The 14,259-nt window shown below is 50.9% G+C and carries 22 protein-coding genes; 18 read left to right on the top strand and 4 right to left on the bottom strand.

The genetic code is table 11. The features are described from left to right. Positions 1-121 precede the first annotated feature (121 nt). The 16 genes from H7U36_RS08855 (at position 122) to H7U36_RS08780 (ending at position 9,013) form a co-directional block, all read left to right on the top strand. Positions 122-658 carry a GNAT family N-acetyltransferase gene (locus H7U36_RS08855; RefSeq protein WP_138303119.1) on the top strand — a complete coding sequence of 179 codons (537 nt, stop codon included), beginning with the start codon at positions 122-124 and terminating at the stop codon, positions 656-658. 55 nt (positions 659-713) lie between these two features. Beyond that, positions 714-1,193 (top strand): MGMT family protein, encoded by a 480-nt coding sequence (locus H7U36_RS08850; protein ID WP_138303118.1) that lies wholly within the window; start codon positions 714-716, stop codon positions 1,191-1,193. Continuing rightward, the gene (locus tag H7U36_RS15585; protein WP_330637073.1) at positions 1,165-1,485 is read left to right on the top strand and encodes a DUF3781 domain-containing protein; all 321 of its coding nucleotides are present in this window, start codon (positions 1,165-1,167) and stop codon (positions 1,483-1,485) included. Before H7U36_RS08850 ends, H7U36_RS15585 begins: the two co-directional genes overlap by 29 nt. A 25-nt stretch (positions 1,486-1,510) precedes the next feature. After that, positions 1,511-1,885 carry a DUF3795 domain-containing protein gene (locus tag H7U36_RS08840; RefSeq protein ID WP_138303117.1) on the top strand — a complete coding sequence of 125 codons (375 nt, stop codon included), beginning with the start codon at positions 1,511-1,513 and terminating at the stop codon, positions 1,883-1,885. Positions 1,886-1,888: 3 nt separating this feature from the next. Further along, positions 1,889-2,617 (top strand): GNAT family N-acetyltransferase, encoded by a 729-nt coding sequence (locus H7U36_RS08835; protein WP_138303116.1) that lies wholly within the window; start codon positions 1,889-1,891, stop codon positions 2,615-2,617. 40 nt (positions 2,618-2,657) lie between these two features. Continuing rightward, positions 2,658-2,987, top strand: a complete 330-nt coding sequence (locus tag H7U36_RS08830) for an inorganic diphosphatase (RefSeq protein ID WP_033126385.1) — start codon at positions 2,658-2,660, stop codon at positions 2,985-2,987. Next, positions 2,984-3,766: a class I SAM-dependent methyltransferase gene (locus tag H7U36_RS08825; RefSeq protein ID WP_138303115.1), complete on the top strand. Its 783-nt coding sequence runs from the start codon at positions 2,984-2,986 to the stop codon at positions 3,764-3,766. The genes H7U36_RS08830 and H7U36_RS08825 overlap by 4 nt, the downstream gene beginning before the upstream one ends. Positions 3,767-3,794: 28 nt before the next feature. Further along, on the top strand, positions 3,795-4,346 hold the full coding sequence (locus H7U36_RS08820) for a DUF1697 domain-containing protein (RefSeq protein WP_138303114.1): 552 nt from the start codon (positions 3,795-3,797) through the stop codon (positions 4,344-4,346). Between the two features lie 74 nt (positions 4,347-4,420). Beyond that, entirely contained in the window at positions 4,421-4,951 is a 531-nt protein-coding gene (locus H7U36_RS08815) for a helix-turn-helix domain-containing protein (RefSeq protein ID WP_138303113.1), read from the top strand. 25 nt (positions 4,952-4,976) lie between these two features. After that, positions 4,977-5,690, top strand: coding sequence for a transglutaminase-like domain-containing protein (locus H7U36_RS08810; RefSeq protein WP_138303112.1), 714 nt, complete (start codon positions 4,977-4,979; stop codon positions 5,688-5,690). A gap of 330 nt (positions 5,691-6,020) precedes the next feature. Further along, positions 6,021-6,362, top strand: a complete 342-nt coding sequence (locus H7U36_RS08805; protein ID WP_330637072.1) for a GNAT family N-acetyltransferase — start codon at positions 6,021-6,023, stop codon at positions 6,360-6,362. Between the two features lie 30 nt (positions 6,363-6,392). Further along, positions 6,393-6,923: a dihydrofolate reductase family protein gene (locus H7U36_RS08800; protein WP_191493863.1), complete on the top strand. Its 531-nt coding sequence runs from the start codon at positions 6,393-6,395 to the stop codon at positions 6,921-6,923. Between the two features lie 24 nt (positions 6,924-6,947). Beyond that, complete coding sequence (locus H7U36_RS08795) at positions 6,948-7,403, top strand: GyrI-like domain-containing protein (RefSeq protein ID WP_033126377.1); 456 nt, start codon at positions 6,948-6,950, stop codon at positions 7,401-7,403. A gap of 204 nt (positions 7,404-7,607) precedes the next feature. Then, positions 7,608-8,018 carry a type II toxin-antitoxin system RelB family anti-toxin gene (locus H7U36_RS08790; RefSeq protein WP_191493987.1) on the top strand — a complete coding sequence of 137 codons (411 nt, stop codon included), beginning with the start codon at positions 7,608-7,610 and terminating at the stop codon, positions 8,016-8,018. A 12-nt stretch (positions 8,019-8,030) separates the two neighbouring features. After that, entirely contained in the window at positions 8,031-8,411 is a 381-nt protein-coding gene (locus H7U36_RS08785) for a GNAT family N-acetyltransferase (RefSeq protein WP_191493988.1), read from the top strand. Positions 8,412-8,614: 203 nt separating this feature from the next. After that, positions 8,615-9,013, top strand: a complete 399-nt coding sequence (locus H7U36_RS08780) for an arsenate reductase ArsC (protein WP_138303108.1) — start codon at positions 8,615-8,617, stop codon at positions 9,011-9,013. Positions 9,014-9,157: 144 nt separating this feature from the next. Here H7U36_RS08780 and H7U36_RS08775 read toward each other — a convergent pair whose 3' ends face one another. Genes H7U36_RS08775 through H7U36_RS08760 form a run of 4 tightly spaced genes read right to left on the bottom strand, consistent with a single transcriptional unit; the run spans position 9,158 to position 11,749 of the window. Continuing rightward, positions 9,158-9,463, bottom strand: coding sequence for a hypothetical protein (locus tag H7U36_RS08775; protein WP_138303107.1), 306 nt, complete (start codon positions 9,461-9,463; stop codon positions 9,158-9,160). A gap of 47 nt (positions 9,464-9,510) precedes the next feature. Further along, complete coding sequence (locus H7U36_RS08770; protein ID WP_138303106.1) at positions 9,511-10,278, bottom strand: ABC transporter permease; 768 nt, start codon at positions 10,276-10,278, stop codon at positions 9,511-9,513. Beyond that, positions 10,275-10,994: an ABC transporter permease gene (locus H7U36_RS08765; protein ID WP_138303105.1), complete on the bottom strand. Its 720-nt coding sequence runs from the start codon at positions 10,992-10,994 to the stop codon at positions 10,275-10,277. Before H7U36_RS08765 ends, H7U36_RS08770 begins: the two co-directional genes overlap by 4 nt. Beyond that, entirely contained in the window at positions 10,994-11,749 is a 756-nt protein-coding gene (locus tag H7U36_RS08760) for an ABC transporter ATP-binding protein (protein ID WP_138303104.1), read from the bottom strand. The genes H7U36_RS08765 and H7U36_RS08760 overlap by 1 nt, the downstream gene beginning before the upstream one ends. Positions 11,750-12,044: 295 nt before the next feature. Here H7U36_RS08760 and H7U36_RS08755 point away from each other — a divergent pair, with 295 nt between their 5' ends. Both H7U36_RS08755 and H7U36_RS08750 read left to right on the top strand, forming a co-directional pair. Next, entirely contained in the window at positions 12,045-12,749 is a 705-nt protein-coding gene (locus tag H7U36_RS08755) for a response regulator transcription factor (RefSeq protein WP_033126371.1), read from the top strand. Next, the gene (locus H7U36_RS08750) at positions 12,750-14,150 is read left to right on the top strand and encodes a sensor histidine kinase (RefSeq protein WP_033126370.1); all 1,401 of its coding nucleotides are present in this window, start codon (positions 12,750-12,752) and stop codon (positions 14,148-14,150) included. Positions 14,151-14,259: the final 109 nt, after the last annotated feature.

The following is a 14,259-nucleotide window of genomic DNA, read 5'->3' as shown; positions in this document are numbered from 1 at the left end:
ACATTATACCTGACATAAAGCGGCCTGACAATAGGGCAAGGATAAAATTAAAGAAATCTTAAGACCGTCTCATTGCATGAGAGGGTGTGCTTTTATATAATGAGGGCAGGAGGTGGGAGGCATGGCGTTAAGACTGGTGAAGGGAAGTTATAAATATCGAGATCAGATGATCGAGATGCTGAAAGAGTGGATAGCTTATAATAATGCTCATCCTGAGGCTAATAAATCTCCAGCTGCTATCTTTAAAAATGATTACCATGATTTTGATTATTATTTGAGTCATCTGGAATATGCAGAGCCGCATGGCGGACTGGTTCCGGATTCCACTTTTTTCTGCCTGGATGATGAAAGAAATATCATGGTGGGCGCAGTCAATATCCGTCACGAGCTTAACGAGTATCTGCTGCAATATGGCGGTCATATCGGTGATGGCATAAGACCTGGCGAAAGAAGAAAAGGGTATGCCACTAAGATGATCAGTCTGGCTTTAGAAGAATGTAAGAAGCTGGGGATAAGGAAAGTGTTGATGGTATGCGATAAAGAAAATACAGGCTCGGCAAAATCAATCCTAAAAAATGGCGGCGTTCTGGAGAACGAAATCATGCAGGGGGAACATGTTATGAAGAGATACTGGATCGATCTGAGGGAAGGAAATTAATCCGGTATGCAAAGACTGAGACACGGAGATGTTTTGAAAAAAAGAGGTGGGGGACATGGCAAATGAGGAGAAAAAGGATTTTAACGCAATGCTGCACAGGGAAACGGATATGCCCAAAATACAGATAGTCACGGATGAGGCCACTATAAAGAAATACGGCGGGGAGAGGATGTATTTTGCTCCGCCGGTCACCTATGACGAGATTATGAAAAAGGTTCCTTTCGGGAAAGTGATCACGGTCGGCGCCGTCAGGGAATACCTGGCAAAAAAGAACAACGCTGATTTTACAGACCCCATCACAGCCGGGATCTTCGTATCTATCGCGGCCTGGGCCAGCCATCAGCGCCGTGAAGACAAGACGCCTTACTGGCGGACCCTGAAGGCAAAGGGGGAACTGAACGCGAAATATCCCGGAGGCGTTGAAGCCCAGAAAGAGAAGCTGGAAGCAGAGGGGCACACCATCATCGAGAGAGGAAGGAAGAACATCAGATACTATGTGAAGGACTATGAGAAGTTCCTATTTGAGATTGAATAGAACGGAAGCTGACAAACCAGGGAGCTGCCACGGTCTGTCTGGGAGCCTCTGTGTTTGCGGCTTTATGCTGCCTGACCTTTGTGGCCGTACAGAGGTATCACCGTCCAAGGATTATCAGGTTGACAGAACGATAAAGACTAACTGTGTAGTGGACTGGTGTACAGAAAAGATCAGCTCTGACGATGCCCTTATCACTCGAAGAGGAAAAAACTGGTATGTGCAGGCAGACCATTGTATCATAACTGTAAACGCACACAGCTACACCATTATCACTGCTCACAGGGAGAGATAATAAGAGATAAAAGGAGAAACTGGATATGAAACGGGAACTGGGAATAGCAAGATGCGGTCTTGCCTGCTGTCTCTGCGGGGAGAATACAAGCTGTCATGGCTGCAATTCTGGAGAATGTCCGGATAAGGACTGGTGTGAGAATAGGAAATGTACTCTGGAGAAAGGCATTTCTCACTGCTCTGAGTGTGACCGGGACTGCAAAAAGGGGCTGCTCGGGAAAATCAAGCCCTATGGGTTTACACTGTTCATCAGGCGATACGGCGTGGAAGAATTGCTGGACTGCCTTGAGAGAAATGAAAAAAACGGGGTTGTATACCACCGGGAAGGCGTATTCGGGGATTACGATGACTTTGAAGATGTGGAAGAGCTGATCCATTTTATTAAAACGGGAGAGCGGTAAACTTTGAGAGAGATAATAACAAATAAAGTGGAGGAATACCTGGCCAGGGAATACTGGTGCAGCCCATCCAGGCTGCATGCGGGCGGCGTCGTCTATACCGTCCATGGGACGGCTAACCGGCCCTGTATTAAGATCATGGCGTACAGAGACACGGTGGTTGTCTGCACGTCAAAGGATCTGGCCGGACGGGTAAGGACCCTGGTGGAGAACAAAAGCAGAGATGAGATTTTTGAGCTGCCGCTGGTTTACGGACAGACGATCCACTATGTGCCGGACCGGAATGACAGAGGCGAAGTGCTGGCGCCGGCAGCCTTTGACAGTACCTTCCTTTACGGAGACGAAATTTTTTCGCTGAAGGGCCTGCAGGGATTTGACAATTCTCTGGCTTTTGATGACAGGGGGTATACACCCACGAGGGCTGCATACATTGCAAGAGATCACGATAAAATTATCGGTGTGTCCGGGGCGGCGCCAGTGTCACCGGAGGGCCTGTGGGAAGTGGGAGTGGATGTCCTGCCGGAATACAGAAATTCCGGAATGGGGACATACCTGGTGGCAAAGCTGACCCGTGAGCTCCTGAAGCGGGATATGGTTCCCTTTTATTCGGCTTCGGTGACCAATATAGGTTCCCAGATGGTGGCGTCAAGATGCGGATACATTCCTGCATGGGTGGACACGTATGGGACTGTTCTGGATGGGGGTTCGCCGTATGGCGATCTGCTACATATATAATGCATCGGATAAATAGAAACGAATATCGAGGGAGAGGAGCATGCTGGGAAAAATCGTGAAAGTGACGGTGGACAGACCTCTGGGGAGCTGTCATCCGAAGCATCCGGATATCTGCTATCCTGTCAACTATGGATATGTGAAAGGGGTTATGGCTGCTGATGGAGAGGAACAGGACGTCTATATCCTGGGCGTGGATGTCCCTGTAAATGAATTTACAGGCAGAGTCATTGCCATCATCCACCGCCGTGACGATGTGGAGGATAAATGGGTGGCAGCGCCGGAGGGACAGACATTTTCGGCGGAGGAGATAGAAGCCCGGGTGGAATTTCAGGAACAGTATTTTGAGTCGGAGGTGATTGCAGTATTATGAGTCGTACATTTGAATTTGACGGAGAAAAATACAAAAAAGCGTCCAGACACCAGAAGGAGTGGGGCAGCAGCCTGATTGGAGAATTATCTTTGCGGGGCGATGAGAAAATACTGGATCTGGGCTGCGGAGACGGCGTGCTGACAGAGCAGCTGTCAGAGCTGGTGCCGGATGGAAAAGTTGTGGGAATAGACGCGTCTGCGGGAATGATCGCCGAGGCGCAAAGCCGGTCAAAGCCGAACCTGACGTTTGTGCAGATGGATATAAACGACATGGATTTTCAGAACGAGTTTGATGTCATTTTTTCCAATGCGGCGCTCCACTGGGTCAAGGATCACGGCAGACTCCTTAAAAACTCATTCAGGGCATTAAAGGATGGCGGCCGCCTCCTGTGGGATTTTGCAGGGGACGGAAACTGTTCCAACTTCTTTGCTGTCATCCGCAAAGAAATGGAAAGCGAAGAGTACAGGCAGTATTTTAAAGAGTTTGAGTGGCCCTGGTATATGCCGTCCAGGGAGGAGTATGCAAAGACAGTGGTCGCCTCCGGCTTTTCTTCCTATGGTATTACTGAGGTCAACAGAGACAGATTTTTCTCCGATGCGGATGAGATGATCAGGAGGATAGACCAGCCCAGCATCGTGCCTTTTATCAAGGTTCTTCCCGAGGGAGCAAAGGAAAAGTTTCGCGATGAGGTTGTCAGGGCTATGCTGGAGAGGGCGTTGCAGGCAGATGGGACCTGTTTTGAAACCTTCCGACGCATCCATGTAAGGGCGGATAAGTGATGAGAGGCTGAGGAAAAGGAGGAATCTTATGGAAGACGAGAAAAGATTTGCCGCATTTCTGCGCGGTATCAACGTAAGCGGTAAAAACAAGATCCCAATGGCAGATCTGAAGAAGGGCTTTGAAAAGCTGGGGGTTGGAGGAGTGAAGACATACCTGAACAGTGGGAACGTGGTTTTCTCCTGTAAGGAGGGCGATACGGGCAGGCTGGCAGGGCAGATTGAAGAGATGGTGCAAGATGAGTTTGGGGTAAATGTCCCGGTATTTGTTATTTCCGGTGAGGAGCTGGAGGATATTCTGCAGCATGCACCTGACTGGTGGGGCGATGAAAATCAAGACATCTATGATAACCTCATTTTTATACTGCCGCCGCTTACATTTACGGATGTGCTCCGTGAGATTGGGGAGCCAAAAGAAGGCTTGGAGCGGGTCATGGATTACAAAAACGCCGTCTTCTGGTCCTTTGTCCGAAAGGATTACCAAAAGACAAACTGGTGGTCAAAAACGGCAAGCTCTGGCATTGCCGGAAGACTGACGATCAGAACGGCCAATACAGTCAGGAGGATAGACGGGGCATGTTAGCGCGTGTTGCTTGCGGCAACGGCCGGTTTTTCATACAATAACGATAACAACAAAAAAGAAAGAAGGTTATCCAGATGCTGAATGAAAACATAAAAATCATCAGAAAGTCGAAGGGGCTTTCCCAGGAAGAGCTTGCCGTCAGGCTGAACGTGGTGCGCCAGACCATTTCCAAGTGGGAAAATGGGTTGTCTGTTCCAGATGCCGACATGCTGATCTCCATATCGGAAGTGCTGGAAACTCCAGTGAGCACTTTGCTTGGAGAAACGGTTGCCAGGCCGGAGGCCGACGATTTAAAGGCAATCTGCGAAAAGCTGGAGACGATCAATTTGCAGCTCGCCCGGAGGAAGGATGCGGCGCGAAAAATACTCCGGGGACTGCTTCTTGGCCTGTGCGCGGTCATCGTGCTCATCTTTGCTGCCCTGGCCGCGCTAAACAGTCCATACCTGGGCTGGGATTACAGTGACCCGGAACTGAGTGTTGCCGGAGTGGTTTTTCATGCGTTTGAGTGGCTGTTTGTCAGACTGGCGCCGTTTGTCCTTGCGGGGGCAGCAGCCGGGATTTTTCTGACGCGGAAGAGGGGTAGCTCCGGGTTGGGAGCAGTGTGAGTCTTTGTAAAGGGAAGTAAAGTCTATGGAGCAATACCTGAGAGAAACTCCTATGTTAAACTTTTTGGCTGCAAACATACAGAGGTTGATAAGTGACAGACAATGGGAAAATGCGGATGCGTATCATCGTATCAGGAAGATATATGATTTTGTCCGCGATGAAATTTTATTTGGATACAACGTGGATGACAGTATTCCGGCGTCGAGAGTTTTGTCTGATGGATATGGGCAGTGCAATACAAAAGGAACCCTTTTTATGGCGCTGCTGCGCGGCGTGGGGGTTCCCTGCCGGGTACATGGGTTCACGATCGATAAAAAACTGCAAAGAGGCGCAATGACTGGTATCGTATACAAAAATGCACCTGAAAATATTTTTCACAGCTGGGTGGAGGTTTACCTGGAGGGTGTTTGGTACGAGCTTGAGGCGTTTATCCTGGATCAACAGTATCTTTCCCGGCTGCAGGAGATAAACGCCGGCTGCCGGGGCGCTTTTTGCGGATATGGCGTTGCGGTAAAGGATTTTCACAATCCGGTGATTGATTTCAATCGAAATAATACTTACATTCAAAGCGAGGGGATCAATCAGGATTTCGGGATCTATGACTGCCCGGATGACTTGCTGAAAGAGCATCATCAGGAAATGTCGGCTTTCAAGGCCTTTCTATATAGAAATCTGGGAAGGCACCTGATGAACTACAACATTAAAAAAATCAGAAACCAGAAAGCTTCGGTGGAGTAAAATGTCACCGGTACAGTGACGATATATAAAAATAAGATAAGCTGGCTGTTTGTCCTTTCATCCTGCCAGGGTTGTACTGGAGATTTTTGGGGATATGATGTGATGGAAAAGCAGGTGAAAATTCTATGAAAGTGTTCCTGGTCATTATTTTGGTATTGATCATATATATTCCGGTCATTATGCTGATTTCATTTGTGCGGGCGCTTTTTTGTGTGAGAAAAGGGAAAACATATGCCAAAGAAAAGTTTTGGGATACTTTCCTGAGCTTTTTCCTGGAATTGTTAAATCCCATGAACTGGTTTTTGTAAAGTAAAGGGAAATTGGATGCACATGGAAGCCTATCTTGATCATGAAACCGAATATGGCTGGTATCTCTGCCTGGATGGCGGACATATTGTGGGCGGTCTTGGAGTCATTGAAAATGATTTTCACGACAGGAAAGACCTTGCGCCCAATGTGTGTGCGGTGTATACGGAGAAGGAGTACCGCTGTCAGGGAATTGCAGGGCGCTTACTTGACATAGTTGTAAAGGATATGAAGTCTAAGGGGATAGCCCCGCTTTATCTGATCACAGACCATACAACCTTCTATGAGAGATATGGCTGGGAATTTTTTTGCATGGTTCGGGATGAGGACGGATGCAGTGTGACAAGAATGTATATCCACAGATAATTTTCCATCTGTGACGCGATAGGAGAGCTTATGAAAAAAATCAGTTTGTTCATAGCGATGAGCCTTGACGGATATATCGCAGACAGTAAGGGCAGCGTTGACTGGCTGGCCGGACAGGGCAATGAGGATGAGAATGTTGACACATATTCTGAATTTGTGAAAGATATCGATACGGTAATAATGGGCTGGAATACCTATCATCAGATCGTTACGGAGCTTTCGCCAAAAGAGTGGGTTTATAACGACCTTACAACCTATGTTGTGACGCACAGCCCCAAAGCATCTTCTGATAAAATCCATTTTACCAATGAAAATCCCGTCCTGCTGCTCAAAAAACTGAGAGAAGAAGGCGGAAAAGGCATTTGGATATGTGGCGGGGCAAACCTGATCCAGCAGTTGGTCAGAGAAGATATGGTTGATTGCTATCATATTACTGTTATCCCAACAATTCTGGGTTCAGGTATTCGGCTTTTTGAAAAGACTGACCGTGAAATCAAGCTGAGGCTGCTCAAAACACGATCGTATAATGGTATGACGGACTTAATCTATACAAAAAGATGAATTGTGATTTGAGGGAGGGTAAGAATGGTCAAGGTGATAAAGGAAGAATTTGCTGTCATTGGGAAAGAGGGATCAACATCGGACGGCGATGGATTTATCCAGAAATTGTGGGATGATGCAAATGGTCATTTTAGCGAAGTGGCACATCTGGCAAAGAGGGACTCGAACGGGGGGATTGTGGGAATATGGGGCGCTATGTCTGATATTTCCCGCTCATTTAAACCGTGGGAGGATAGATTTAGCAAGGGCTTGTATCTGGCAGGAGTGGAATGCGTGGACCATGCGGAGGCTCCTGATGGATGGACCAAGTGGACAATACCGGGTTATGAGTATATAGTTGTTGAAAACCATAGTGGAGCGTTTGAGGAAACCCTCGGACAGATGAAGGAGGAGGGTATTTCTCTGGTCGGAGCAGTTCACGACTATACTGACCCGGCAACAGGAAAGGGCTATCTGTATTTTCCCATAAGAGAAGTATAGCAAAGTCTATGGTGTTGGACGGAAAATTGGAATTTACGGAGGGGATATTGTACGTTAGATAGTAAAAGGATACCCTGATTTATCAATGCTGGCTGCTAAACTGTCTATAAACTATCGGACGAGAGAACTAAACCAGCAGTTGGTTGAGTATAGAATGGAGGAAATGATATTATGCAGTCATCAAATCAAAGGAGTGTAAACACAATGAAAAAACAAACTTTTGGATCTATGATTGCAGCCTTCCGTAAAGAGCAAGGTATGACCCAGCTTGAACTGGCTGAGAAAATGGGCGTTACAGATAAAGCTGTATCAAAATGGGAACGAGATTTATCTTTTCCGGATGTAAATTCGCTCCCCAAACTCGCCGAAATTTTCAATGTGTCTATTGACGAACTCATGCAGGTAAAGGAAGAGATGAAAGAGAATACAGACGACAACCATAAGGGCTCTGAAATTGTTAATATTGCACTGAAGGGCATCGCGTTGGCAATGGGTATTGCAGTTGTTGTTCTGTCATTTATAAACGAACTTGAAACCCGCAGTGCAGTCAGTATGTTGGGGATAGGTTTGGCTTGTTTGGCTCTAGTACAGTTTTCGCAAAAGAATGACATATAACGGAGGAGACAGATGGAATACGTAGTAGACGACAGGAAGCTCACGGCTTCCGTTTTCCTGGACTTTGTAAATCAGGTCTGGCAGGGAGATTATGATATGGAACGCACGCGGCAGGCTCTGTCCAGGACGCTGAATATCACAGCTTACGATGATGGAAAGCTTATCGGCTGCCTGCGCATTCTCACAGATGGCTACTTTTTCGGGACGATCACAGAGCTGCTCGTACTTCCTAAGTATCAGAAAAAGGGGATAGGCAGCAGGCTTCTTGAGCTGGCCCGGGAGAACACTCCCAGCATGCTGTTTTTTGGAGCTCAACCGGGGGTGGAAGGATTTTATGAGAAGAATGGCTGCCAAAAAAGCCTGCAGTCCTACATCATAGAAAAAAGGCCGTAAATTCTGGGGGGAATTTCTGTCGCAGATTAAAGAAGAGGCAGACCTGGATGAACTGTCGGATAAGGAGAAAAGCCGGCACGCTGCAGAGGTACTGAAAAGGATAGCTGCTGAGCAAAAGATTGAGCTGCGGCTTCGAAAGAAAGGCTGCCAATCATGAGACGCCGACAGAGGCAAAACAATTGAATTAAAGGAGAGACTTTGCGATGACAAAAGTAGCATTTATCTGTGTGCATAATTCCTGCCGAAGCCAGATTGCCGAGGCTCTCGGAAAATATTATGCTTCGGATGTATTTGAGAGCTATTCCGCAGGGACTGAGACAAAACCTAAGATCAACCAGGATGCTGTGCGCATCATGAAACAGCTCTATGGGATTGACATGGAGAAGACCCAGCGGAGTAAGCTTCTGTCGGACATCCCTCCGGTTGATGTCGTGGTCACAATGGGATGCAACGTGAATTGTCCGTATTTGCCCTGCAAACACAGGGAGGACTGGGGGCTTGAGGACCCCACTGGGAATACCGATGAAGTGTTTGTCGAGGTGATAAAAAGCATTGAGCAAAAGATATTCGAATTGAAGGAGAGGCTCAGCGAAGTAAAATAGTCGAAGTAAAGTAGCGATATAAAGCAATGACAGGGAACTGTGTATAAGAAGCGCAGGCAGCCACCGGACTGCCTGAGCTTCTTATATAAAAGATGAAAGGGTCTTACCTGCCGGACAGCTCCGGCCGACTTTGTCACGCCGCTGTCACGCCGCCGTTGCTGCCATCATCCCCAGGGCCACTACCCCGAAGATGGCGTAGATGAGATTGATGACCACACAGATTTTCATCAGTGTGTTCTGTACCTGGTATTTTGTGTAACATACAAGAGTAAAAATACCGGAAAATATCATGAAAATCGCATAGCATGCTATGATTATGCCGGCGGCCGGGATCTCCAGCGCCCAGGGCTGGGTGCGGAGGGGAAGGATGGTCCATGGGATAAAGACCATGATGGCGCAGAGGGCGGTCAGGATGGCCGCCTTTGTCGGGTCTGTCTTGGGGGTACGCATAGTAATATCACTCCTTTTTCGTTCTTGGTTTTGTTTTCCTTATTCCTTTATTTTCTCTCCCCGTGTCCGAAGGCCAGACAGGCGATGAGCAGGCACAGGATGGATATGGCTGCCGCCGCAGGGATCCAGGGAACCAGGTCGATAGTGCTGTCCGGGTTTGTGGACAGCTTCATGTAGTTTGATGTGACTACATAGAAGGGGTAGCAGGGCGGGTAGAGGAACCAGATTTTCGTGTTCAGCAGAAGCACGGAGGAAACCATGGTGGCCAGCCCCAGTCCGATGGAGAACACAGGCGTGGTCAGGCAGACGGACATCAGCCAGTACAGAGACATCATGGGCAGGGAGGAGAGAAAGAGCGTTCCCGATACCTTCAGCACCATGCCGGTCTGAGCCGTCAGATCAGCGTTCACGTAGGAGGAGGCAATCCGGGCGCAGAGGAAGTAGAGCCCCGTCATGGCCGCTGCCTGGACAAGGGCCAGGAGCACAAGGACAAGGAACTTGGCAAGGCACAGAAGCCTGGGGCTTATGGGCAGCGCCAGCATTTTCAGGAGCCCCTTGTTTTTCTGTTCCAGCTGCTGCAAAAGGACTGTGCACACGATGATGCTGGCGGGAAAGATGAACCAGGCAAAGCCCATAAAGCTCTGGATGAAAAAATTGTTCCCCGGCGTGATGCCCGCCATCACAGGTGTGAGGCTCATGTCCGCGTTGATGATATTGGGGATCCACAGGATCACCAGGGGAACAAAGAGAAGGGGAAGGATAAAGGAGCGCCGGATTTTTTTGACCTCGGCAGCAGTAAGTGTAAATAAATTCATAGTGAGTACCTCCTTATGCGGATAAAAATACAGGCGATCAGGCCAAAGAGCAGAAGCTCCGCACCCGATGCGGCGGCGTAGGCGGTCCAGTCGCTTCCCGCGCTGGCCAGGTCCCTAAAGGGCGTGACAAAGGGAACCAGCGTGAGCAGGAAGGGGCCCTCCGGCAGGACGGTTCCCATGGACATGAAGATGACGCCGATGCCAAGGCTCACCCACATGCTCTGGCAGGCGGAGGCCACCAGCAGCATAAAGAGCAGGGTGGGCAGTGTGAGGAGAGCGGCAAATCCCATATTTTTCAAAAGCTCCGGGATAAAATCTCCTGTCATCTCAAACCAGTGCATGGTGCAGAAGGCGTAGGAAGCGCTCTCCAGGGCCAGGAGAAATAAAAATCCCAGAGTCAGGAGGAGAGCCTTCCCGAAAAACAGGGACTCTCCTCTGAGGGGCAGGGTCAGCATCCTGCGGATGGCGTGGTCCGCGTACTCTGTGTGGTACATCAGGCAGGCGCCGCAGATGATAAGGATCAGGTTCAGCATGGTCACCATCTGCAGGTTGGCGTTAAGGAGGATGGACAGGGGCGAGCCCTCCAGGGAGGTGAAAAGCTCTGTCCGAAACCCTGTGTTGGCTATGGGCACGAGGGCCGCCACCAGGCCTCCCACAAAAAAGGATGTAAAAAATCCTGTGGATTTCAGTTTTTTCAGTTCGATACCAATCGTCATCACATAGGCCTCCGTTTCCTGTTGTCTTCATCCACCAGCGCCAGGAAGGTCTCCTCCAGATTGTCGGAGGGGAGCCCCTTCATGGCCGCCGTCTCCCGCAGCTTTTCCATGCTCCCCTCAAAGAGGAGATGGCCCCGGTTTAATATCCCCACGTCGTCCGCCATGAGCTCAATCTCCGGCAGGAGGTGGGAGGACACGAGGACCGTGCAGCCAATCTTCCCGGGCAGGGACCGGATGAGGGTGCGTATCTCATGGATGCCCACCGGATCCAGCCCGTTGGTGGGCTCGTCGAGGATGAGAAGGGGCGGGCGGCCGATGAGGGCTCCCGCAAGGCCCAGCCGCTGCTTCATGCCGAGGGAGTATTTCTTTGCCGGGCGATCTCCGAACCGGGTCAGGCCTGTCAGCTCCAGGGCGTCCTCCACAGCGGAGGGCTTAAGCCCAAGGATGCGGCGGATCAGGTCCAGATTTTCCCGGCCTGTCAGATTGCCGTAGAAGGAGGGCTCTTCGATGAGGGAGCCGGTCTTTCGCAAAATCTCCATCCGGTCCCTGGGGTAGGACATCCCGTCAACGGTGAATGTGCCGACTGTGGGGCGCACAAGCCCCAGGAACATTTTCATGGTGGTGGACTTTCCGGCCCCGTTTGGCCCGAGAAATCCGTATACAGTTCCCTTCCTTATATGAAGGTTCAGCCGGTAGACGGCTGTGAAATTTCCGTAAGTCTTTGTCAGTTCATGTGTCTCGATGATCGGTTTCATAGCTTTGTGTGCCTCCTTTGTCTTTCTGGCTCTATTGTACCGGGCCATCCTTACAGGCACATTTCCTCTGCCTTACATTTACCTTACAAAGAGGGAAGCGATGGAGTGAGAGCGTGGAAATATGGTATAATGACCACATCGTGGTCATTGTACCTGCGCATAAAGCGGTTTCTGCGGAACCGCAGAAATCCGCTGCGCATCAGCCAGAGGCCCGTGGCCGCTGTGCGGCCATGGTATAATAACCACACTGTGATACACTTTCATCAAAAACAGAGCAGGAAAGGAAATGAAAACTATGGACACAGAATATCTGAAGGGCAAGCGTATCCTTCTTGTGGACGATGAGGAGGAGCTGCTGGACATGGTTTGTTCTATATTAAAAGAGGAAGGATACCTCCATATCCGGAGGGCCGGGACCGTGAGGGAGGCCCTGGAGGCGGCTGCGGATTTTCAGCCGGAGCTGGCCATCCTGGATGTGATGCTGCCTGACGGGGACGGCTTTTCCCTGTTTGAGAGGCTGAAGAAAATGGGGGACTACCCGGTGCTCTTCCTCACGGCCCGGGGTGAGGACGAGGACAAGTTCAGGGGCCTGGGGCTGGGGGCCGACGATTACATGGTCAAGCCCTTCCTCCCCAGGGAACTGATCCTGCGGGTGGGAGTGATCCTGAGGAGAAGCTATAAGAACGAGACACCCCTTGTCCGCCTTGCCGGCAGCCAGATTGATTTCCAGCGGGCGGAGGTGGTGAAAGAGGGAGAGCGTATTTCCCTGACAGCCAAGGAGTTTGAGATCCTATCCGCCCTGTGCAGGAATGCGGGGAAGATCGTAACCATCGATGCTCTCTGCGAGGCGGCCTGGGGAGACAATCCCTTTGGCTACGAGAATTCCCTCATGGCCCATATCCGCAGGATCCGGGAGAAGATAGAGAGGGATCCCTCCCACCCGGAGTCGCTGGTCACAGTGAAGGGCCTGGGATACAAGCTGACAGTGGAGGGAAGATAGATGAAAAATGCGCTGAAGCTTCTGCGCCGGCTGGTGGTGGGCATGTTTCTTGTCTGCCTGCTCTTGCCGGTGCTGGATCTGGTTATCCTTTTTTCTTTTACTGTGAAATACAGCAGCAACGGCTCTCCCTACACCATGGCGGAGGAGGTGGCGGAGGGGCTCTCTGAGACGGAGGATGGCTACTCCCTCTCTCCCCAGGTGCAGGAGAGCCTGAAGCAGGCGGGAGCATGGGCCATGCTCATCCAGAGCGGCACCGGACAGGTGGTCTGGCACACGGAGAACCTTCCGGCCGAGGTGCCCCTCTCCTACAGAGCCTCGGACATCGCCTCCCTCACAAGGGGCTATGTGCAGGATTACCCTACCTTTCCGGCCAGCCGGGGCGAGGATGTGGTGGTGGCGGGGTATCCGAGGGATTCCTTCTGGAAGCACATGTACCCGGCCTGGGATATGGGGCTTATCAAAGACCTCATTCCCTTTGCCGCAGCCGTCATCCTGGCGGACATCATTGTGATCATCCTCATCTACCTGGTGACGGACATGAAGCTTCTGAAGTCTGTGGGCCCCATTGTGGACGGCATTGAGCAGCTCTCCCGGGGACGGACCGCCTACATCCGCAGGAAGGGGCTTCTGTCTGAGATCGCCCAGAGCGTGAACAAGACCTCGGAGATCCTGCAGACAAGAAACCGGGAGCTGCGAAAAAAAGAGACGGCCCGGGCCAACTGGATCGCCGGCGTCTCCCACGATATCCGCACCCCTCTTTCCATGGTCATGGGCTACGCCGCTCAGCTGGCGGACAGCCCGGGACTTACGGAGGAGGAGCGGCGGAAAGCGCAGGTCATCTGCCGCCAGAGCCAGCGGATGAAAAATCTCATCAACGACCTGAACCTGGCCTCCAAGCTGGAGTACAACATGCAGCCCGTGGACAGGGAGCAGGTCAGCCTGGTAGCTCTCATGCGAAAGACGGTGGTGGACTTCCTGAACATGGACGCGGAGGGGAAATATCCCATAGAATGGCTGACCAGGGAGGATGCGGCGCCCTGCTTTGTGTATGCGGATGCCGCTCTCCTGGCGAGAGCGGCCGGCAATCTCATTCAGAACAGCATGAACCACAACCCGGAGGGCTGCTCCATCTATGTCACGGTGGAGCGGCAGGAGACCACCTGCTCTGTCGCTGTGGAGGATGACGGGGCCGGCATCACGGAGGAGAAGCTGGAGGAGTTAAATAACGCGCCCCACTACATGATGTGTGATGAAAACGTGACCGGACAGCGGCACGGCCTGGGCCTCCTCATTGTCCGCCAGATCGCCCAGGTACACGGCGGGGACATGGAGGTCGGCCACAGCGCCCGGGGAGGCTTTGCCGTCAGGATCCGGCTTCCCCTGACGGAGCGGAAGGCGTAGGCTGCGGCTGCGCCCGCAGAAGAGGAGCCATAAAAGAGGATAAGGATTGATTATTGCGCTTGACACTTTATCATGGTAAAATAACGGTTAAGACCATTTAGGGTTAAGA

It is taken from the genome of Faecalicatena fissicatena, assembly GCF_016900595.1.
GTDB lineage: Bacteria > Bacillota > Clostridia > Lachnospirales > Lachnospiraceae > Claveliimonas > Claveliimonas intestinigallinarum.
Note: the sequence above shows the minus strand (reverse complement) of the source record. Positions and strands in the feature narration are given on the sequence as shown.

Coding starts and splice junctions, on each gene's coding strand:
- H7U36_RS08855 (WP_138303119.1), top strand. CDS start 122: ATGGCGTTAAGACTGGTGAAGGGAAGTTATAAATATCGAGATCAGATG.
- H7U36_RS08850 (WP_138303118.1), top strand. CDS start 714: ATGGCAAATGAGGAGAAAAAGGATTTTAACGCAATGCTGCACAGGGAA.
- H7U36_RS15585 (WP_330637073.1), top strand. CDS start 1,165: ATGAGAAGTTCCTATTTGAGATTGAATAGAACGGAAGCTGACAAACCA.
- H7U36_RS08840 (WP_138303117.1), top strand. CDS start 1,511: ATGAAACGGGAACTGGGAATAGCAAGATGCGGTCTTGCCTGCTGTCTC.
- H7U36_RS08830 (WP_033126385.1), top strand. CDS start 2,658: ATGCTGGGAAAAATCGTGAAAGTGACGGTGGACAGACCTCTGGGGAGC.
- H7U36_RS08825 (WP_138303115.1), top strand. CDS start 2,984: ATGAGTCGTACATTTGAATTTGACGGAGAAAAATACAAAAAAGCGTCC.
- H7U36_RS08820 (WP_138303114.1), top strand. CDS start 3,795: ATGGAAGACGAGAAAAGATTTGCCGCATTTCTGCGCGGTATCAACGTA.
- H7U36_RS08815 (WP_138303113.1), top strand. CDS start 4,421: ATGCTGAATGAAAACATAAAAATCATCAGAAAGTCGAAGGGGCTTTCC.
- H7U36_RS08810 (WP_138303112.1), top strand. CDS start 4,977: ATGGAGCAATACCTGAGAGAAACTCCTATGTTAAACTTTTTGGCTGCA.
- H7U36_RS08805 (WP_330637072.1), top strand. CDS start 6,021: ATGGAAGCCTATCTTGATCATGAAACCGAATATGGCTGGTATCTCTGC.
- H7U36_RS08800 (WP_191493863.1), top strand. CDS start 6,393: ATGAAAAAAATCAGTTTGTTCATAGCGATGAGCCTTGACGGATATATC.
- H7U36_RS08795 (WP_033126377.1), top strand. CDS start 6,948: ATGGTCAAGGTGATAAAGGAAGAATTTGCTGTCATTGGGAAAGAGGGA.
- H7U36_RS08790 (WP_191493987.1), top strand. CDS start 7,608: ATGAAAAAACAAACTTTTGGATCTATGATTGCAGCCTTCCGTAAAGAG.
- H7U36_RS08785 (WP_191493988.1), top strand. CDS start 8,031: ATGGAATACGTAGTAGACGACAGGAAGCTCACGGCTTCCGTTTTCCTG.
- H7U36_RS08780 (WP_138303108.1), top strand. CDS start 8,615: ATGACAAAAGTAGCATTTATCTGTGTGCATAATTCCTGCCGAAGCCAG.
- H7U36_RS08775 (WP_138303107.1), bottom strand. CDS start 9,463: ATGCGTACCCCCAAGACAGACCCGACAAAGGCGGCCATCCTGACCGCC.
- H7U36_RS08770 (WP_138303106.1), bottom strand. CDS start 10,278: ATGAATTTATTTACACTTACTGCTGCCGAGGTCAAAAAAATCCGGCGC.
- H7U36_RS08765 (WP_138303105.1), bottom strand. CDS start 10,994: ATGACGATTGGTATCGAACTGAAAAAACTGAAATCCACAGGATTTTTT.
- H7U36_RS08760 (WP_138303104.1), bottom strand. CDS start 11,749: ATGAAACCGATCATCGAGACACATGAACTGACAAAGACTTACGGAAAT.
- H7U36_RS08755 (WP_033126371.1), top strand. CDS start 12,045: ATGGACACAGAATATCTGAAGGGCAAGCGTATCCTTCTTGTGGACGAT.
- H7U36_RS08750 (WP_033126370.1), top strand. CDS start 12,750: ATGAAAAATGCGCTGAAGCTTCTGCGCCGGCTGGTGGTGGGCATGTTT.